Here is a 19413-nt window from a genome sequence, read left to right as displayed (position 1 = left end):
GCTCAGGCACTGGCCTTGCGCTGTTTTTCCATCCGCTTGAGCAGCATTCCGCGCTTGAGCGGCGAGAGATAATCCACGAAGACCTTGCCGGCGAGGTGATCCATCTCGTGCTGGATGCAGACCGCCAACGGGCCCTCGGCCTCCACGACGATCTCCTTGCCGTCGACGTCGTTCGCGCGGACCTTCACGTGCAGCGCGCGGGTCACGTCGGCGTAGATGCCGGGGAACGAGAGGCAGCCCTCCTGGTAGACCTGCTGCCCGTCCTTTTCGAGGATCTCGGGGTTGATCAGCACCATCGGCTCGTTGCGGTCGTCGCTCATGTCGGCCACTAGCACGCGCTTATGCACGTTGACCTGGGTAGCAGCGAGGCCGACGCCATTGGCCGCGTACATGGTCTCGTACATGTCGGCCACGAACTGCTTGAGTTCGGCGTCGAACTCGGTGACGGGCGCCGCGACGGTGCGCAGGCGCGGATCGGGGAATTCGAGAATGGTGAGGGTGGACACGGTGTCACCTTGAACGTTCGCGGGCCGCTGCGGCGCCTTGTCCGCGGATTTGCGGGCAAATCGGCGAAATCCAAGCAGCGGCGGCGTTAGGATGGCTCATTATTCTACGCGCGCGCCGGGGGCCGGGCGAGCGCCGTTGCGTATTGTGCCCGTTAACGTTTCGGTTACACTCGCGCCAGCACCGGGGAAGGGGGAAAACCCGCATGATCAAGAAGTTCGCCATGCTGCTTGGCGGCATGTTTTTTACCGTGGCCGTCTATGCGGCAGCGTCCCAGCTTCGCCCGAACCACCCCGACACCTACACCGTGCGCCGCGGCGACACCCTGTGGGACATCTCGGCGCGCTTCCTGAGCAAGCCGTGGCTGTGGCCGGAGATCTGGCAGGCGAACCCGCAAGTGCGCAATCCGCACCTCATCTATCCGGGCGATGTGCTCAACCTTTCCATGACCGGTGGCGGCCCGCGTATCGGCCTCGAGCCGCGCGTCCGCGAGGAAGGCGAGCCGGTGACCGCTATCCCGCTCAGCGAGCTGCGCATGTTCCTCAAGGAAATGCGCGTGATGAACGCCGACGAGGTCGAGCAGTCGCCGTACCTGGTGGGCTTTGAGGAAAGCCACCTGCGTGCCACGCCGGGCAACAAGATCTACGCTCGCGATCTGGATTCGGCGCAGCCGGGCCAGCGCTGGGCGATCGTGCGGCCGACCCATCGCTTCCGCGACCACGGCGGCTCCGAGGGCGGTACAGACCTGGTCGGCAACCCGTCTCACGGCTCCTTTGTGGCCGACGAGCTGGACAGCGACGTCTCCATGGCCCCGAGCCCCTGGCGCGAGGACACCCGCCACGACACCCACGTGGGCAAGGGCGACGATCGCGGCGTGGAAGTGTCGGTCATCGGCACCGGTGAGGTGATCGCCACCAACGGCGACGTGACCACCCTGGTGCTCGTGGATTCCACCCTCGAAGTGCGCAAGGGCGACCGCCTGATGCAGGTGGACGACAGCCCGTACGATCCGTACTTCTACCCGCATGCGCCGAAGGCGATGCCGGCCGACCCTCGCGTGCTCGGCTTTGCCGACGCCATGATCGGCGTGGGCAGCCGCCAGGTGGTGTCCATTTCCGCCGGCACGGCCGACGGGATCGACAACGGCACCACGTTCACCGTCATGAACCAGGGCGAGACCATCGCCGACGAGGTCAGTGGCAACTACAACCGCCGCGACACGTCGCGCAAGGTGAAGCTGCCGGACGAATACGCGGGCCACATCATGGTCTTCCGTACGTTCGACCACGTGAGCTACGCGCTGGTGATGGACGCCCTGCGTCCGTTGCGCAAGGGCGACAAGCTGGTACTGCCGGAATAAGACCGCCCATGCGGGGCGCGCCCGAGCGGCGTGCCCCTCCGCACCACCTCGTCACCGCCGGCCATGCGGACCCGGTGCGGTGGTGCGCTCTGACAGGCATGCCGCGCCGCGCCCGTAGACTGGGCGAATGACCGACCCCCTGAACGACGACCGTGACTGGCTGATCCTCCTGCGCACGCCTGGGCTGACCGCGCGCCGCCTGCGCGAGGGTCTGGTCGCGCGCGGCAACGCCGCGTCGCTGCTGCGCTGGCTGGCGCGGCACCCCGAGGCCCTCGACGCGGAGGGGCGGGCCTGGATCGAGCAGCCCGACGAACCCACCCTTGCCGGCGATCTCGCCTGGCTGGCGGGCGACAGGCATCGCCTGCTCCGTTGTACGGACGAGGATTTCCCGCCGCAGTTGGAGGCGATTGCCGATGCGCCGGCCGCGTTGTTCGTGAAGGGCGATGCGGCCCTGCTGCTGCGGCCGCAGGTCGCCATCGTCGGCGCCCGGCAGGCTCGGGAGCCGGGGCTTGCCAACGCCCGCCGCTTCGCTGCGGAGCTGGCGACCGGAGGCCTGCTCGTGACCAGCGGCATGGCGGACGGCGTGGACGGCGCGGCCCACGAGGCCGCCCTGGACGCCGGGGAGCCGACGATCGCGGTCATCGGCACCGGGCCGGACCGGGTCTACCCGCGCAAGCACCATGCGCTGGCCCAGCGGATCGCCGCCCACGGGGCCATCGTCAGCGAGTATCCGCCCGGTATCAAAGCCCGCGCCCATCATTTCCCGCAGCGCAACCGGATCATCGCCGGCCTCAGCCTGGGTGTCGTGGTCGTGGAGGCCGGGCAGCGTTCAGGTTCGCTGATCACCGCCCGCCTGGCCGGCGAGCAGGGCCGCGACGTGTTCGCCCTCCCGGGGTCGATCCACAACCCCCTGGCCGAGGGCTGTCACAGCCTCATCGAAGACGGCGCGCGGCTGGTCCAGCGGCCGGGCGACGTCCTTGCCGCCCTGGCCCCGGCGGCCATGGAACTGGGTGCCGAGCTGCGGGCCCGGCTCGAAGGCGGCGGCCCTGCCAGCACGGCCACGGCCGGGGCCAGCAGACGCAAGACGGGCTCGTTCGACTGGCGCCAGGATGAGGAATATCGCCGCCTCCTCGACGTCATGGGGTACGATCCCGCCTCTCTGGATGCCCTGGTGGGCACGACGGGCCTTTCCCCCGGGGCGCTGTCGTCGATGCTGCTGATACTGGAACTGGAAGGCGAGATCGCGGTCTTGCCGGGCAACCGCTTTCAGCGCGTGGTCTGATCGCCGCGGCTTGACAGCCGTCACGGCGATATGTTTCCAACTAAATATATACATACGCTGGGGTCCACTCGTCCCCGCGCTCCCCTGGAATCGCTAACGCATGGCAAAGAACCTCCTCATCGTCGAATCGCCGGCCAAGGCCAAGACGATCAACAAGTACCTGGGAGCCGACTTCCAGGTGCTGGCATCGTATGGCCACGTCCGCGACCTTCGACCGAAGGAGGGCGCGGTCGATCCGGAGCACGGCTTCCGCATGGCGTACGAGGTCATCGACCGCAACGAAAAGCACGTCGATGCCATCGCGAAGGCGGCCAAGGCGGCCAGCAGCATCTATCTCGCGACCGACTTGGATCGCGAAGGCGAAGCCATCTCCTGGCACATCAGCGAGATCCTGCGTGAGCGCGGCCTGCTGGAAGGCAAGGACGTGCAGCGCGTGGTCTTCAGCGAGATCACGCCGCGCGCCATCAAGGAAGCGGTCGCCAATCCGCGCAAGCTGTCGCATGACCTCGTCGACGCCCAGCAGGCGCGCCGCGCACTCGATTACCTGGTGGGCTTCAATCTTTCCCCGGTGCTCTGGCGCAAGGTGCAGCGCGGTCTTTCGGCCGGCCGCGTGCAGTCGCCCGCGCTGCGCATGATCGTCGAGCGCGAACTCGAGATCGAAGCTTTCAAGGCTCGCGAATACTGGACGATCCAGGCGAACCTGACTCACCCCGACGGCGCCTTCGACGCCCGCCTGGTCAAGCTGCACGGCAAGAAGTTCGAGCAGTTCGACCTGACCAATGAGCAGGACGCCATGGCGGCGCGCGCTGCGCTGGAAAAAGCGGCAGGCGGTCAGTTCACCGTCGGCGAAGTCACCAGCCGTGAGCGCAAGCGCCGTCCGGCCCCGCCGTTCACCACCTCCACGCTGCAGCAGGAAGCCGCGCGCAAGCTCGGTTTTTCCACGAGCCGCACCATGCGCGTGGCGCAGGGGCTGTATGAAGGCGTGGCGCTCGGCAGCGAGGGTAATGTCGGTCTCATCACCTACATGCGTACCGACTCGGTGGCGCTTTCGGACGATGCCGTGGCCGAGCTGCGCGACCTGATCGGGCGCGAATACGGCAAATCCGCGCTGCCCGATGGCGTGCAGGTCTACAAGTCCAAGTCGAAGAATGCCCAGGAAGCGCACGAAGCCGTGCGTCCCACCTCGGCCATGCGCACGCCGCGCAGCGTGGCGTCGTTCCTGAACGACGATCAGCGCAAGCTTTACGAACTGATCTGGAAGCGCACCGTCGCTTGCCAGATGATCCACGCCACCCTCAACACGGTGTCCGTGGAATTCCCGGTGGCCGATTCCGCCTTCCGCGCCAGCGGCACGACGGTCATCGACCCGGGCTTTCTCGCGGTGTACGAGGAAGGGCGCGATCAGAAGACGGACGACGACGAGGATCAGCGCCGTCTGCCGCGTCTCGCCCAGGGCGACGTGGTGCCGGTCTCGCAGATCGCCGCCGACCAGCACTTCACCGAGCCGCCGCCGCGCTATTCGGAAGCGAGCCTGGTCAAGACGCTCGAGGAATACGGCATCGGCCGTCCCTCGACCTACGCCAGCATCATCCAGGTGCTGCTGAGCCGCGAGTACGTCCTGCTGGAAAACCGCCGCTTCAAGCCGACCGATGTGGGTCGTGCCGTGAGCCAGTTCCTCTCGGGGCACTTTGCCCAGTACGTCGACTACGACTTCACTGCGCGGCTCGAAGACGAACTCGATGCGGTCAGCCGCGGCGAGGAAGCGTGGGTGCCGCTGCTGGAGCGTTTCTGGCAGCCGTTCAAGACGCTGGTGGACGACAAGACCGAATCCGTCGACCGCAGCGAGGCAACCGGTGCGCGCGAACTGGGCACCGATCCCAAGACCGGCAAGCCCGTGTCCGTGCGCCTCGGTCGCTACGGCGCCTATGCGCAGATCGGTAGCAAGGACGACGAAGCCAAGCCGACGTACGCCAGCCTGCGTCCGGGCCAGAGCATGCACACCATCACGCTGGACGAGGCGATGGAGCTGTTCAAGCTGCCGCGCATGCTCGGCCAGTCGGAAGCTGGCGAAGACGTCACGGTCGGCATCGGTCGCTTCGGCCCCTTCGTTAAGCAGGGCGCGACCTATGCGTCGCTGAAGCCCGAGGACGATCCCTACACCATCGAACTGCCGCGCGCACTGCAACTGGTGCAGGAGAAATTGGAAGCGATCGCCAATCGCACCATTCTCGATTTCGGCAACGGCGTACAGGTGTTGAACGGCCGCTATGGTCCGTACATCACCGACGGCGAGAAGAACGCGCGCATCCCGAAGGATCGCGATCCGAAGACGCTGACCGAGGCGGAGTGCGCCGAACTGCTCGCCGCAGCGCCGGTGAAAAAGCCACGCGGTGGTCGTGCGGCCAAGAAGACGGCAACGAAGAAGGTTGCTGCGAAGAAGGCCGCGACCAAGGAAGCCGTGGCGAAGAAGCCGGCGGTGAAGAAGGCCGCTGCAAAGAAAGCGACCGCCAAGAAGTCCACGGCGAAGAAGGCTGCTGCCAAGAAAGCCACCGCCAAGACGACGAAGACGGCCGCCGCCAAGAAAGCGCCGGCCGCCAAGAAGGCCGCGGCGAAGACGGTGTCGCCCCAGGCCGATTGATCGATATGCGTCGCTTCGTTCCGGCCAACGTCGATGCCGCTGCGGAGGTCATGCGCCGCGGCGGCGTCATCGCTTATCCCACCGAGGCCGTGTTTGGCCTCGGCTGCGATCCGCACAACCGCGATGCCTTCGAGCGCCTGTTCGCGCTGAAGGAGCGCCCGGCCACCCAAGGCGTGCTACTGATCGCGGCATCGTTCGAGCAGGTCGAGCAATACATCGACCGGGACGCCGTGCCCCCGGCGGTGCTCGACCAGGTGCTGGCGTCATGGCCTGGTCCGAATACCTGGGTGTTTCCGCGCAGTGCCGCCGTGCCCGACTGGGTAGCGGGCGCACACGCCGGCATCGCCCTTCGGGTGACCGCGCACGAGCCGGCGGCAGCGCTGTGCCACGCCTTCGGAGCCCCGCTTGTGTCCACCAGCGCCAACCCGCACGGGCAGCCTCCCGCGCGCGATCTGGCGACCCTGGAACGCTATTTCGGTGAGCGGCTGGACGGCGCGCTGGACGCCCCGCTGGGCGGATTGGACCGCCCAACCATCATCCGGGACGCCCTCAGCGGCGCTATGATCCGCGCCTGATCGGGGGAGAATCCGTTGTCGTCCAACCTTCATGAGTTCACCGGGCGCCCCGCAGGCGCGCCCTTGCCGCTGCTTGTCGGCGACCTGTCGCGGCCGATTGCCTGGCGTGACGGGCGCCCCGTCAGCGCTGCCACCTTCCTTGGCCACGTGCGCGCGGTCGCCGCCTTGCTGCCCGAGGCCGTCGGTGCGGTCAATCTGTGCGAGGACCGCTACGCGTTCCTGGTGGCGTTTGCTGCGTTGATCGTGCGTGGGCAGACCAATCTGCTCCCCCCGTCGCGCGCGCCGCATGCGATCGACGAGGTGATGTCGGGTCATCCTGGGTCGTATGCCATCGGCGAGCTTCCGCTGTCGCCCGCACCGGTGGGCTACCTGCAGATGCCCGCGCTCGACGACGACGCGGCGCCGGGTGAGATCCCGCATATTCCCGCCGACACGGTGGCCGCGATTGGCTACACCTCAGGCTCCACGGGCCGGCCGAAGCCCAACGTGAAGACCTGGGGCAGTTTCGTTGCCAGCAATGCAGGCAATGCCAACTTGCTGCGGACCGCGATCGGCACGTCGTTCGATGTCGTCGCGACGGTACCTCCGCAGCACATGTACGGCATCGAGATGTCGGTGCTGATGCCCTTGCTGTCCGAGGTGAGCGTGCATGCGGGTCGGCCGTTCTTTCCGGCCGACGTTGCCACGGCGCTCGGCACGATGCCCGAGCCGCGCGTGCTGGTGACGACGCCCGTGCATCTGCGTGCGCTGGTGGAATCCGGGGTGGTCTTGCCGACGTTGGCCGCCTTCGTCTCAGCGACCGCACCGATGCCGGTCGATCTCGCCGCGGAAGCCGAACGTCGCTTTGGCGCACCGTTGCACGAGGTCTTCGGCTCGACGGAAACCTGCGTCTTCGCCAGCCGCCGCACGTCCGCCGCTGACGACTGGACCCTGTACCCGGGCGTGACGTTGCACCCGCAGCCCGACGGCACGCTGGTCGATGCGCCTCAACTCGACGAGCCCATCGCGCTCGCCGACATCGTCACCTTGCATGACGAGGGGCGACGGTTCCAGTTGCGTGGACGCAACACCGACCTGCTCGAAATCGCCGGCAAGCGCGCATCGCTGGGTGATCTGAATCGCCGTTTGCTTGCTATCGAAGGCGTGCGCGACGGTGTGCTGTTCCAGTTGGACGAACCCGATGCGTCAGGTGTGCGTCGCATCGCCGGGCTGGTCGTGGCGCCGCTGATGAGCGAACAGGCGGTGATGGCCGCATTGCGCCATGCCATGGACCCGGTCTTCCTGCCGCGCCCGCTGCGTCTGGTCGATGCGCTGCCGCGCAACGAGACCGGCAAGTTGCCGCGCGGCAGCCTGCTGGAACTCATCCGTCCGGCACTTTGATCGGGAGCGAGCCTGGGCGTCGACTTACGGCACCCAGGCCGTGAGTTTCAAGGCTGGCTGAAGGCGCCGAGCGTCGTCAGCAGTTTCTTTGCCAGCGTTACGCGCTGCACGCCGTCTTCCGGCTTCGCGATGTCGATGTTCATGGCGAAGAACCAGCGCTTGCCGCCGTGTTCCACCCAGCCCACGTACCAGCCGATGTCGTCGGACTTGGCCGGATCAGGCCGATTCTCCGCCGCATGCGTTCCCCAACCCGTCTTGGCGTGCAGGATGAAATCGGTGCCGGCTTCGTAGATGGTGATGCGGCGGACGATTTCCTGCGCGCGCGCCGAGAACGGAAGCGTGCCGTCGGCGAGCTGGCGCAGGAACGCCACCTGCTGCTCGGCGGAAATGCGCAGACCGCCGGTCAACCAGAACTGGTCGATGCCGCCGCTGATGTCGCGGTTGCCGTAGCCTGCCTTGTCGATCCAGGACTGCATGCGCTGCTGACCGGCTCGTCGCGCCACTTCCTGATAAAGCCACACGGTGGAATAACGCATGCCGCTGGCGAGGCTGTTGGCGCGATTCCATTGCGCATTCGGCGTGCCGCCCATGCTGCGGACCTTGCCGTCCCAGGGGATCGGATCGAACTCGTCCGCCACCGCGCCGGTGTCGATTGCCACGAGCGCGTTGAAGACCTTGAACGTGGAGGCGGGAAGATAAGGGCGACGCGCGCGCTCTGCGTCGTAGACGTGCATCGTCTGCGCACCCTCCTCGTAGACGAGCAGCGTGCCCTTGACGTGTGCGTCGGCGAAGGCCTTGCCCCACTCGGGGTGTTCCTTCCAGTCGGCGGCGTGCGACGCGGTAGCCGCCACGAGGGCAAACAGCGCGGGAAGCAGTGTGAACAGACGTCTCATGTGGGCGATCTCCATGGGCAGTGCTCACGGAGGCTGACAAGCCGAACGGCGTCGCACAGGGCGGGGTCAGGGCGTTTCGCGGGCAAGGTGAGGATGTGCCGGGTAGAATGCCCGCCTCAACGTCTGGAGATCCTCATGAAAGTCCTCGTCATCGGCGGCGGCGGGCGCGAGCACGCGCTGGCCTGGAAGCTCAGCCAGTCCCCGCGCGTGGATGAGGTGATCGTGGCGCCGGGCAATGCAGGCACGGCGCACGAACCGCGCATGCGCAACGTCGCCATCCCGGTCACCGACATCGATGGGCTACTGGCGCTGGCACGCAAGGAGAACGTCGAGCTGACCGTCGTCGGACCCGAAGTGCCGCTGGTCGCTGGCGTGGTCGATCGCTTCACCCAGGAAGGCCTGCGCTGCTTTGGACCGACTGCCGCGGCGGCGCAACTCGAAGGCAGCAAGGCCTTCGCGAAGGATTTTCTCGCCCGGCATGCCATCCCGACGGCGCACTATGCGGTGTTTACCGACCTCGCGCCTGCGCTGGCGCACGTTCGCACGCACGGCGCGCCGATCGTCATCAAGGCCGACGGCCTGGCCGCAGGCAAGGGCGTGGTGGTCGCGATGACGCTCGCCGAGGCGGAGGCCGCGCTGGACGACATGCTCGGACAGCAGGCATTCGGCGACGCGTCGTCGCGTGTCGTCATCGAAGAATTTCTGGACGGTGAGGAAGCCAGCTTCATCGTCATTGCCGACGGCAAGCACGCGCTGCCGATGGCGACCAGTCAGGACCACAAGCGCCGCGACGACGGCGACAAGGGACCGAACACGGGTGGCATGGGCGCGTATTCGCCCGCGCCCGTGGTGACGGACGAAGTGTCGGCGCGTGTGATGCGTGAGGTCATCGAACCCACGCTGGCCGGCATGGCCGCCGATGGCATGCCCTTCACGGGTTTCCTCTACGCCGGGCTCATGATCGATGGCAACGGTGCGCCCAAGGTGATCGAGTTCAACGTGCGTTTCGGCGATCCCGAGACGCAGCCGATCATGCTTCGTCTTCGCTCGGATCTCGTGGACCTCGTCGACGCAGCGCTCGACGGCCGCATGGCTGCCGTCGAAGCGCAATGGGATCCACGGCCCGCGATTGGCGTCGTCATCGCGGCTGGCGGTTACCCCGGCAAGGTGCGTGCAGGCGATCTGATCGACGGTGCCGATATCGACTTCGGTGCCGACGTCAAAGTCTTCCACGCGGGCACTGCCGAAGGCCCCGAAGGCCGCCCCGTGACGGCGGGCGGTCGAGTGCTGGCAGTGTGCGCGTTGGGCGACGACATCGCTTCCGCGCGTGAGCGGGCCTATGCCGCGGTCGACCGCATTCATTTCGACGGCGCGTTTCACCGGCGAGACATCGCCTATCGGGCGTTGTCCCGCCGGTGATGCAAGCACCAGGGGCGATCCGTCGCCCCTGGTTTTAAACGCTACAGGCCAAAGCGAATGGGCAGCGGCTGCCAGCGTTCTTCGGTACCGACGGCGTCATAGCCGAGATAGCTGTCGGGGATCGGTGGCGAAACGCTGCTCAGGTTCGGTACCACGTCGCCCTTGCTCGGGCGGTTGGGATACGACGACCACGGACGTAGCAGTGGGTGGTACTGATTCGAAACCATCATCTGGTGTCGCTGCGGATCGAACATCGCATTGACGATGCCGTCGCGCAGGTGCAAGCGCCAGGTGTTGCCACCCATGTACAGCGAGTGGATACGGTCGGCCGACCACTGCCATTGCTGGGTGAGCGACGCGCCCGCGCAGTCCGCGGCATGGATACGCCCACTATGGGGGTCGGTCGTCAGGCATTGGCCGCTGCCGCGATTGCGGTAGGTGTTGTCGACTTCGAGATACCACTGCTGTGCCTTGCCGCCCTCACCCTTTTCACAGAACTCCAGCACGACGTCCGGAGCGTTGGACACCGGCTGCGCCAGGCACTGGCCCTGTCCATGCAGCGATTGCAGACGGACCGTCGGCTGCCGGGTGAGGTGTGCGGAACCCAGGTTGATGCGTGTCGTGAATGCCATGTCCGACTCGGCGTCGTCGGGACCCGAATCGATGCTTTTTTCCAGCGAGTCGTACACGCGCAACTCGACGGTCGCACGCGTAATCACGTCAAGCGACCCCTCGTAGCTGCCGGGCACTCGCCACACCGAACCGACCTGCAACGTCGCCTGGCGCATCATCGGGGTCATCCGGCGCGTGGAATTCACCGCCCCGTAGAAGTTCTCGCCGTCCGCGAAATAATCGACGGAGTGCGCGATGTCGGATGCCAGCGGAAATGTCCAGTCCATGGCGCGTGTTCCCTTGCCCGAGCGCGGCGAGGCCTGCACGAAATAGTCCTTGAGCGACATGGTGACCGACCTCTGCTCAAGATGTTCCTTGGCATAGTTGAAGCCGAGCGCGACCTTGCCCAGATGGGGGGCGTTGTTGTGAGCCAGTCCGTTCAATACGTCGAACGTGGCGCTTGCACCCGAGGTCGTCTTGATCGAGACGGTGTCATTGATGAGCCGTTCGGTCGCGCCGTCCGACTTCGGTGCGTAATCCTGAAGGGTCAACGGAACGGGTTGATCCACGCCTGCGAGTTGCGTCGTCACGATGTAACGGCCGGGGACGATCAGGTGGTAGCCCTTGCCTTCCGCAAGGGCCGTACCGTTCCACATGGCACCGACCAATGAGGGCACCTGGTCCACTTCGGTCGTCACCATCACCACTTTTTCGTCGCGTTGCGCATCGATGTCGCGCAGCACGACGATGTGATGGCGCACGGCGCGACGGCCGGGAAAGATGCGGTCCTGGTGAATCTCGATGCGTGGTGTGTATTCGCCATCGTCCACCGTGCCGTTCTGCACGAGCGACCTCGTCCTGGGGTGGTCTACTTCGGACAGAGGCTTCTGGCGACCAAGCCATTCGGTGAAGGCTTCCGCCGCTTCGTGTGCAGGCAGATCGGCATCGGCGGTGATGACGTCGATGGCGCCGTTGCTGGAGCGCCGATAGATCGATGCCACGCCCGGCGCGCGAAAGCCGAAGGTTTCCATTTCGCCTTGGTCGTCCTCGCTGGATCCGGTCACCAGCACGGCCCGTTTACGGGCCAATGCGTCCACGACCCGCTGGCGAACGGATGCCGTGGCGAGGTCGGCGCGCTCGACCCAGACCAGCGCCTGCGCGGACGATGCGTCGGGGGTCGAACGCATCGTCTGTGGCGCTGTCAGCGCACTCGACAGATCCTGTGGGGCTAACAGGCGCGGGGAAGGCGCCTCGCCCGGCACGTGCGGAGCGACCTGCGCAAACGCAGATGTTCCGGCCATGGCGGCCGCGAGGGCGAGAGCGAGGTATCGGGGTTTCATCATTGCCATCTCCTTGGCATGGGGGAGGGCAGAGCGTGGCGGGAGCGTCCACGACGTGCTGTAAGCGAATGCCTCATTTCCCGTGGGTATGTTCGGATCTCTCGAACAATGCGAACGCGTCGGTGGATTCGTCGGGCCGGACGTGCTGGCGACGCTCGGTTACACTGCGGCGAACACTCAGGATCGGCCACGGAATGTCGCAGTTCTCTCTTCTCGCCAAGCGCCGCTTCGCCCCGTTTTTTTGGACCCAGGCGCTCGGTGCCTTCAATGACAATGCGTTTCGCAACGCCATGGTCATGCTGGTCGCCTTCCAGATGGCGTTGCCTGACGCGCAGGTATCGCTCTATACGAACCTTGCACCCGCGCTGTTCATCCTTCCGTACTTCCTGTTTTCCGCCACGGCGGGGCAGCTGGCGGAGAAGTTCGAGAAAACGAGGATCATTCGCTTCGTGAAGTTGTTCGAGATCGCCGCGATGTCGATCGCGGCGATCGGTTTCTTCACGCATCACGTGGCGCTTCTCCTCGTAGTGCTGTTCCTGATGGGCATGCATTCCACGGTGTTCGGCCCGATCAAGTACTCCATCCTTCCGCAGGCGTTGGAGCGGAGCGAGCTGGTGGGTGGCAACGCGCTGGTGGAAACCGGTACTCAGCTCGCGATGCTGATCGGCATGATCGTCGGCAATTCGCTCATGCTGATTGCCGGTTACGGCACGCTGGCCGCGTCGCTCACGACTATCGGCATCGCCTGCATCGGTTACCTCGCCAGCCGCGCCATTCCGCCTGCGCCGGCGACGGCGCCGGACCTGCGCTTCAACTGGAACCCGTTCAGCGAAACCTGGCGTGTGCTGAAGATCACGCACGACGATCGCGCCGTGTTCAACGCGGTGCTGGGCATCTCGTGGTTCTGGTTTTTCGGCACCGTGATGATCGCGCAGTTGCCGACGTACACGCGTCACGTTCTCGGTGGCGACGGCTCGGTGAATACGCTGGTGCTGACCCTGTTCTCGCTGGGCACGGGCATCGGTTCCCTGCTGTGCGAGCGGTTGTCGAATCGCCGCGTGGAAATCGGGCTGGTGCCCATGGGGGCGTTCGGTCTTACCGTGTTCTCGGCGGATCTTTTCTTTGCCCATCCGGCGGTGACGCCGGGTGCGGCGCTCGACTGGATGTCGTTCATCGCGATTCCGGGCGCGTGGCGAGTGATGCTCGATCTCACCATGATCGGGGCCTTCGCCGGTTTCTACGTCGTGCCCCTGTTTGCCTTCGTGCAGAGCCGCGCGCCGCGCGAGCGTCTGTCGCGCATCATCGCCGGCAACAACATCGTCAATGCGCTGCTGATCTGTGCGGCGTCCGGCTTCGGCATCGGCTTGACGGCACTCGGGCTCGACGTGCCGACGATCTTCCTCATCACCGGCATCGTCAACGTTGCCGTCGCCGTTTACATCTTCACCCTCGTGCCCGAATTCATGATGCGGTTCATCACCTGGGTGCTGGTGAATTCGCTTTACCGGGTGCGTGTGGATGGCTTGAAGAACGTGCCCGATGAAGGTGCGGCGCTCGTCGTTTGCAACCACGTGAGCTTCATGGACCCGCTGATCCTCATGGCGAGCGTGCGCCGGCCGATGCGCTTCGTCATGTACTACCGCATCTACAACCTGCCCATCCTGCGCTTCGTGTTCCGCACGGCCAAGGCCATCCCGATTGCGGGGAGCAAGGAAGATCCGGCACTCATGGAGCGCGCTTTCGAACTCGTGGACGAGGCGCTGGCGAAGGGCGAAGTGGTGTGCATCTTCCCCGAGGGCGGCATCACGCGCGACGGCAGCATCCAGCCATTTCGTCCTGGCGTGGATCGCATCCTGGCGCGGCGTCCGGTGCCGGTCGTGCCGCTGGCGTTGCGCGGCATGTGGGGCAGCATCTTCAGTCGTCGCGACAGCGCTTTGCACCGCGCGCGGTTGCCGAGGCGGTTCTGGTCGCGGATTGAACTCGTGGGCGGTTCGATCGTGCCGGCCAGTGAAGCCAACGCAGCGGCACTGGAAAGCCGCGTGGCCGCCTTGCGCGGCGACGCGGCGTAACGGTCAGGCGAACCAGGCGGCCAGCACGATCGTGGCCACCACGGCGAGCCATACCACCAGTACGCGCCGGATCACGCGACGCGCATCCTCCAGTTCGGCGATGGGATCGCTCACGTCCTGCACGTAGCCGTCGCCCGCTTCCACGTCGGCGTCGACGCCAGCGCGGGCCACGGCGCCGAGGAACTCGGGGTCCAGGCGCGAGCGCGGGCTTCCCGATGTGCGATGCCACAGCTTCCACGCGCCCATGACCGCGTCGAAGTCGGAGACGAGCGCCATCGCGAACACCATCAGGTGCGCCGGGACCCAGTCGAGCGCGTCGGCCACGCGCCGTGCGGCGGTACGGGTGGCGCCATCCAGCGCCAGCGCGGCGTCGCGTCCGAGGACCTGTGCGAGGCGGTAACCGAGCGCGCCCGTGGGGCCTAGCAAGAAGAACCAGAAGAGGACGCCGAAGCGGCGGCGCAAGGCGCCGTAGAAGGCGGCTTCCACCAGCACGGGTGCGAACCAGCCCAGCGGTGCATCGTCGTGGCGAAGCGCCGCCACGGCTTCCTCGCGACGCAGCGTGTCGGGTGCGCGCACGATCGCGTCGATGTCGCTCTCGATTTCTCTGGGGCCCAAGGCGTAGACCAGCACGAGAATCGCGAAGGCCAGCCAGGCGAGGTCGAAGAAGGGCAGGGTGCGCAGAATGCCGGCCAGAATGGCGCAGCCCACCACCGGCACCAGCAGCACGACCGCAACCCGAGCGGGACCGGCGATGTCGCCGAGTCGATTCACCCAGAGGCGGAACCACCGATCGTCGCGCCAGCGCGCGAGCTGAGGAAGGCTCCAGGCGATGACGAGGGCGACGAGAACGGCAAGAAGACGTAAGGCCATGGCAGGCGCGATCCGCAGGACGATGCTTGATTGTAGGCGATGGATCGCGTCACGCGCTTTCGCGCTGGATCACGATTCAGGCGTTTTCTAGCGTGTCCCTAGCGCTTCGGCAGGGACGTAGTCACCAGATCGTCGAGCGATACGCCGCGCAACGCGAGCCAGTGCTCGATCAGTCGGTAGGAAACCGAGAGCGGCGGTGGCACACCGAGGCTGCCCGAGCGCATGCCCCGGATGATGTCGTCGGCGGTGAACCAGCGGGCGTCTTCGAGTTCATCGTCGCGCAGGTGGATGTCGCGGTTGCGAGCGGTGGCGGTGAAGCCCACCATCAAGGAGGCGGGCAGCGGCCACGGCTGCGACGAATGGTACGTGGCGTGTACGACCTCGACGCCCGATTCCTCGCGTACTTCGCGGCGCACGGCGTCTTCCAGCGATTCCCCGGGCTCGATGAAGCCCGCGAGCGTGGAGTAGCGGCCGGCCGGCCAGCCGCGCTGTCGGCCCAGCAGGCAGGCGTCGCCCTGTTCGACGATGACGATGATCGCTGCGTCCGTGCGCGGGAAATGCATGTGCGGGCCGTCCGGATTCGTGCACTGGGCACGATGGCCGGACGCCACGACGAGCACCGGCGCGCCGCACTGGCTGCAGAACCGCGTCTGCCGTTGCCAATGGGTAATACCCTTCGCATACGCGAACAAGCCGGCCTCGAAGGCAGGCAGGATCAGCCCCGCTTCGCGCAGCGACATGCGGCGGTGCGCCGCGAACGAGGCATACAGGTCAGCCTGCGGGTGATCGAGCACCAGGGCGAACCACGCGCGGCCATCTGCCAGGCCAAGGAGGGTGGAAGCGACATCGCCGAAGCGCTCCGCGCGCATTTCCGGCGACATCCAGAGCAGGCATTCGGCATCTTCCCGGGCGAAGGCATGGCCTTCGCTGTCGAGCACGAGGAAGCGCGTATCGGGATGGCGCTCCATCTCCTCGACCCAGAGCCGGTCGTCGCGCCGCTCGGACATCCGATCAATGTCTATGCCCGCGAACACGTTCTCGCGGGCGCGCGTGGCGGCTTCCTTGTCTCGCTCCTGCTCGACGCTCACGCCTCGCGACCAGTCATGCGCTGAACGAGGAACCGCACCCGCAGGTGGTCTTCGCATTCGGGTTGCGAATGACGAACTGCGAGCCGCTGAACGATTCGGCGTAGTCGATCTCGGCACCGGTGAGGTATTGCAGCGAGAGCGGATCGACAAGCAACGTGACGCCCTCACGGGCGACGGCAAGGTCGTCCTCGGCCTGCGCCTCGTCGAAGGTGAAGCCGTACTGGAAGCCGGAGCAACCGCCGCCGCTGATGTATACGCGGAGCTTCAGCTCGGGGTTGCCTTCTTCCTCGATCAGCTCATGCACCTTGCGGGCAGCGGCCTCCGTGAAGACGAGCGGCGCGCCTGCCGAGCGGTAGTCCGGCGCCTGGCCCGGAGCCATGGGGAATGGGTTGTTCATGCCGCTCATAATGGCGCCGTTCCCCGTCAGGTCAAGCCTCGCCGAGGACCGGTGCGGCGTCGATCGCGGCCTGGGCCAATTGGCGGATGGTCTGGGGGGCGCGGTGAACCATCTTTCCGTTCACCTGAGCACCGGCCGCAATTTCCAGGATCTGGTAATGCACATCGCCGTCGATGCGGGCCAGTTGGGCGAGTTCGAGGCGTTCCGATACTTCTACGTCGCCATTTACGCAGCCGTTGATGACGGCATGGGGCACGTCGATCCGACCCACGACACGGCCGGTCTCACTGATGGTGAGTACGCTGCTTCCGGCGGGATCGGCCTGTACCGAGCCCTCGATCGTGCCGTCCAGGTGCAGCGTGCCGGTGAATTGGACGTCGCCGTTCAAGGTGACCCCGCGGGCGATCAGGCTGGTGGTGGCCGCGTTGACGGCGGGCCCCTGGTTCTTCCGGTTACTGTTGAACATCACTGGCCTCGTTGTTGCGCAGAGCATCGGCCCACGCCACCGCCCCGGTGACGGCCTGGTCGCCGCTGACGTCGGCGACCACGCGCAGGCGGGTCGGTTTGAACCCTGCGGGCAAGGTGAAATTGCCTTGAATCTGCTGAAAGTATTTGAAAGAGAAGGGGAGTTCGCTGGATTGCCCGGCTTGCCCGAGCGCGCCGCCCTCCAGGGTCACCACTTTGTTGCCCTGGATTCCCTCGACCGCCACCTTCAGTGAACCCTTCACCACATCGCCTCGGCGGGCGTTCTGGGTCAGGGTGACGACGAGGTTCCAGCCGTTGGCGGTGCCCTTGACCGGGCTGGCGCGGACGCCCTGGATCTTCAGGCCGTCACGCTGGCCACCGTTGCCCACCAGGCGTGAGTAAAAGCCCAGGTCGGTACGCAGGCCGCTGATTTCCTCGTCGCGCTCGGCAAGGTTGCGTTTGAGTTCCTTCGCAGCCACGTCGCTGACCTGCGCGGCACGTTCCAGGTTCGTAACCTGCTGGCGCAGGTCTTCGTTCTCGGCGCGGAGGCGACGCAGGGCGCCCTTATCGGTGACGGTTGCCGGGCCACCCGAAGCGGCAAACCACGCGCCCGCGGCCACCAGGACGAGGCTCAGCACCCAGCCCGCCGCTACGACGAGTCGCTTGCGGCGAAGGCTGGCCGCATCGTCGAGCGTACGCACGACAAAGCGGGGCGGGTGGCGAGGAGCCATGGACAATTCCGTGGAGAAGGCGTGAAGGCGGGATGGTATAGCCCCCGCTTCCACCCAAGGTCAAGGAACCCGCCCCCTGAACGGGAAAGCCGCCTTGCGGCGGCTTTCGGTCAATCGTGCAGCGAGCCCACCTTGCTTAGCATGTAGCGCTCGGGTCCGATGTCGGAGATCAGGCTGAACTGCGTCTCCAGCCAGTCGATGTGTTCCTCTTCCTGGCCGAGAATGAACTTGAAAAGGTCGCGGCTGACGAAGTCGTGGATGCCTTCGCTGTAGGCGATGGCCTCGCGCAGATCCTTCGTGGCGAGCATTTCGAGGTCCAGATCGCCCTGCAGGGCTTCGACCACGTTCTCGCCGATGCGCAGCTTGCCCAGGTGCTGGAGATTCGGGAGGCCGTCGAGGAACAGGATCCGCTCGATGAGCTTGTCCGCGTGCTTCATCTCCTCGATCGATTCCTCGTACTCGTGCTTGGCCAGCTCGTTGTAGCCCCAGTCCTTGAACATCCGGTAATGGAGGAAGTACTGGTTGATCGCGGCCAGCTCGTTGTAGAGGACCTTATTGAGGTATTCGATGACCTTCGCGTCGCCCTTCATGGGGATCTCCTTGCGTATACGAGGCGCGACTATACGTCGCTCTGAAAGACAGCAGCGTAACGAGAATGAAGGCGGTTCGCGTCCGCAGCTAAGGACGCGGAGAGGTCAGGCTGGCTGCGGCAGGAAGGTCAGCACCGAGCGGGTCTCCGCGACGGCGTCGCGCAGGCACTGGCGGGCTTCCGACTCGCACGCGCCGCAGCAGTCCGAGCAGCCGGTGCGGGCCTGGAGTTCGGCGAAGGACTCGACGCCCTCGGCCGCGGCGCGGCGGATGGCGTGGTCGGTAACGGCGTTGCACATGCAGATGTACATGGGTGCGCATTCGAACGCGAATGCGAACGATTGTCAACTACACAAATGTGAAGGCGTGGGCGACCGTTAATCCACGCGGCGCCCAGGCTTACGGCGCCCGGCGGAGTGCCTCGGCTTGCTGGGGGCAGCGGCCGACTTCGACGCGGCAAACGGTCTCCACGGTAGGTGCGAACTGGCGCAGGGCGCGCTCGTAGACCTCGCGCTTGAAATTGACCACGTGATGGGCGGGATACCAGAAATCCACCCAGCGCCAGAGATCGAACTCGGGCTTCTCGCAGGCGTCGAGCCGGAACGCGTCTTCGCTGCAGGTGAGGCGCAGCAGGAACCAGACCTGCTTCTGGCCGATACATGTCGGCCGCTGGTGATGGCGGACGAACCGGCTCGGCAGGCGGTAGCGCAGCCAGCCACGGGTTTCCGCCAGCACTTCCACGTGTTCGGCGCGCAAGCCGGTTTCTTCCTCCAGCTCGCGGTACATGGCTTCCAGGGGTGTCTCGTCGCTACGCATGCCCCCCTGAGGGAACTGCCAGCCGTCGCGATTGACGCGACGCGCCCAGAACAGGCGGCCGTCTCCGTTCAGGAGCACGATCCCCACGTTCGGTCGATAGCCATCAGCGTCGATCATCCGCCCTCCGCAGACCCGGTCCGGCGTTTTCCGGCGGTACGCCGGCACGCTCGATGCGCCCGATTCAACCACAGCGTGAGAAGCGCGGGCAAGGCGCTACTTGAACGGAAGGCCAGCGCCGATTAAACTGCCCGGCCTTCGCGGGTCCGCCCGTGAACGACCAGGTTTCACGGCTAGGTAGCTCAGCTGGTCAGAGCGCGGCACTCATAATGCTGAGGTCGGCGGTTCGAGCCCGCCTCTAGCCACCAAGACGGCAAAGGCCGCGCCTC

General features: G+C 66.0%; 18 protein-coding genes and 1 tRNA gene. 8 read left to right on the top strand and 11 right to left on the bottom strand.

All coding sequences use genetic code 11. The annotated features are described in order from the left end of the window. Nucleotides 1–2: 2 nt before the first annotated feature. Nucleotides 3–506, bottom strand: a complete 504-nt coding sequence (def, locus tag IM816_RS17645) for a peptide deformylase (RefSeq protein ID WP_072323567.1) — start codon at nucleotides 504–506, stop codon at nucleotides 3–5. A gap of 203 nt (nucleotides 507–709) precedes the next feature. Here def and IM816_RS17640 point away from each other — a divergent pair, with 203 nt between their 5' ends. The 5 genes from IM816_RS17640 to IM816_RS17620 all read left to right on the top strand — a co-directional run bounded on the left by IM816_RS17640 (nucleotide 710) and on the right by IM816_RS17620 (nucleotide 7739). Beyond that, nucleotides 710–1864: a LysM peptidoglycan-binding domain-containing protein gene (locus IM816_RS17640; RefSeq protein WP_072323568.1), complete on the top strand. Its 1155-nt coding sequence runs from the start codon at nucleotides 710–712 to the stop codon at nucleotides 1862–1864. Nucleotides 1865–1991: 127 nt separating this feature from the next. Next, on the top strand, nucleotides 1992–3146 hold the full coding sequence (gene dprA, locus IM816_RS17635; protein ID WP_250339090.1) for a DNA-processing protein DprA: 1155 nt from the start codon (nucleotides 1992–1994) through the stop codon (nucleotides 3144–3146). A gap of 100 nt (nucleotides 3147–3246) precedes the next feature. Next, nucleotides 3247–5784, top strand: a complete 2538-nt coding sequence (locus IM816_RS17630) for a DNA topoisomerase I (protein ID WP_250339089.1) — start codon at nucleotides 3247–3249, stop codon at nucleotides 5782–5784. Nucleotides 5785–5789: 5 nt separating this feature from the next. Further along, on the top strand, nucleotides 5790–6359 hold the full coding sequence (gene tsaC, locus IM816_RS17625) for an L-threonylcarbamoyladenylate synthase type 1 TsaC (protein WP_250339088.1): 570 nt from the start codon (nucleotides 5790–5792) through the stop codon (nucleotides 6357–6359). Between the two features lie 15 nt (nucleotides 6360–6374). Continuing rightward, nucleotides 6375–7739 (top strand): AMP-binding protein, encoded by a 1365-nt coding sequence (locus tag IM816_RS17620; protein WP_250339087.1) that lies wholly within the window; start codon nucleotides 6375–6377, stop codon nucleotides 7737–7739. Between the two features lie 47 nt (nucleotides 7740–7786). On the opposite strand, the gene blaOXA is transcribed toward IM816_RS17620, so the two are convergent. Then, nucleotides 7787–8632 (bottom strand): class D beta-lactamase, encoded by an 846-nt coding sequence (gene blaOXA, locus IM816_RS17615; protein ID WP_250339086.1) that lies wholly within the window; start codon nucleotides 8630–8632, stop codon nucleotides 7787–7789. Between the two features lie 135 nt (nucleotides 8633–8767). Between blaOXA and purD the strand changes: the two genes are divergently transcribed. Beyond that, nucleotides 8768–10051 (top strand): phosphoribosylamine--glycine ligase, encoded by a 1284-nt coding sequence (purD, locus tag IM816_RS17610; RefSeq protein ID WP_250339085.1) that lies wholly within the window; start codon nucleotides 8768–8770, stop codon nucleotides 10049–10051. A gap of 41 nt (nucleotides 10052–10092) precedes the next feature. On the opposite strand, the gene IM816_RS17605 is transcribed toward purD, so the two are convergent. Beyond that, complete coding sequence (locus tag IM816_RS17605) at nucleotides 10093–12006, bottom strand: RICIN domain-containing protein (RefSeq protein WP_250339084.1); 1914 nt, start codon at nucleotides 12004–12006, stop codon at nucleotides 10093–10095. A 191-nt stretch (nucleotides 12007–12197) separates the two neighbouring features. Between IM816_RS17605 and IM816_RS17600 the strand changes: the two genes are divergently transcribed. Then, complete coding sequence (locus tag IM816_RS17600) at nucleotides 12198–14072, top strand: MFS transporter (protein WP_250339083.1); 1875 nt, start codon at nucleotides 12198–12200, stop codon at nucleotides 14070–14072. 3 nt (nucleotides 14073–14075) lie between these two features. Here the strand turns inward: IM816_RS17600 and IM816_RS17595 are convergent, their stop codons facing one another. From IM816_RS17595 to IM816_RS17560, 8 genes are all read right to left on the bottom strand, one after another. Further along, the gene (locus IM816_RS17595; RefSeq protein WP_250339082.1) at nucleotides 14076–14942 is read right to left on the bottom strand and encodes a beta-lactamase induction protein; all 867 of its coding nucleotides are present in this window, start codon (nucleotides 14940–14942) and stop codon (nucleotides 14076–14078) included. Nucleotides 14943–15040: 98 nt separating this feature from the next. Next, nucleotides 15041–16030 (bottom strand): NAD(+) diphosphatase, encoded by a 990-nt coding sequence (gene nudC, locus IM816_RS17590; RefSeq protein WP_250339081.1) that lies wholly within the window; start codon nucleotides 16028–16030, stop codon nucleotides 15041–15043. Nucleotides 16031–16043: 13 nt separating this feature from the next. After that, entirely contained in the window at nucleotides 16044–16427 is a 384-nt protein-coding gene (gene erpA / locus IM816_RS17585) for an iron-sulfur cluster insertion protein ErpA (protein ID WP_425602596.1), read from the bottom strand. A 31-nt stretch (nucleotides 16428–16458) separates the two neighbouring features. Then, nucleotides 16459–16893, bottom strand: coding sequence for a bactofilin family protein (locus tag IM816_RS17580; protein WP_250339079.1), 435 nt, complete (start codon nucleotides 16891–16893; stop codon nucleotides 16459–16461). Then, nucleotides 16880–17623 carry a DUF6776 family protein gene (locus IM816_RS17575; RefSeq protein WP_250339078.1) on the bottom strand — a complete coding sequence of 248 codons (744 nt, stop codon included), beginning with the start codon at nucleotides 17621–17623 and terminating at the stop codon, nucleotides 16880–16882. The genes IM816_RS17580 and IM816_RS17575 overlap by 14 nt, the downstream gene beginning before the upstream one ends. 110 nt (nucleotides 17624–17733) lie before the next feature. After that, nucleotides 17734–18213, bottom strand: a complete 480-nt coding sequence (gene bfr, locus IM816_RS17570) for a bacterioferritin (protein WP_072323582.1) — start codon at nucleotides 18211–18213, stop codon at nucleotides 17734–17736. A 105-nt stretch (nucleotides 18214–18318) separates the two neighbouring features. Next, nucleotides 18319–18522: a (2Fe-2S)-binding protein gene (locus IM816_RS17565; protein WP_072323583.1), complete on the bottom strand. Its 204-nt coding sequence runs from the start codon at nucleotides 18520–18522 to the stop codon at nucleotides 18319–18321. Nucleotides 18523–18610: 88 nt separating this feature from the next. Then, on the bottom strand, nucleotides 18611–19144 hold the full coding sequence (locus IM816_RS17560) for an RNA pyrophosphohydrolase (protein WP_072323584.1): 534 nt from the start codon (nucleotides 19142–19144) through the stop codon (nucleotides 18611–18613). 171 nt (nucleotides 19145–19315) lie between these two features. Here IM816_RS17560 and IM816_RS17555 point away from each other — a divergent pair. After that, a tRNA-Met gene (locus IM816_RS17555) sits at nucleotides 19316–19392 on the top strand. Nucleotides 19393–19413 lie beyond the last annotated feature (21 nt).

Origin of the sequence: Luteibacter flocculans (assembly GCF_023612255.1) — a bacterium.
Lineage (GTDB): Bacteria > Pseudomonadota > Gammaproteobacteria > Xanthomonadales > Rhodanobacteraceae > Luteibacter > Luteibacter flocculans.
Note: the sequence above shows the minus strand (reverse complement) of the source record. Positions and strands in the feature narration are given on the sequence as shown.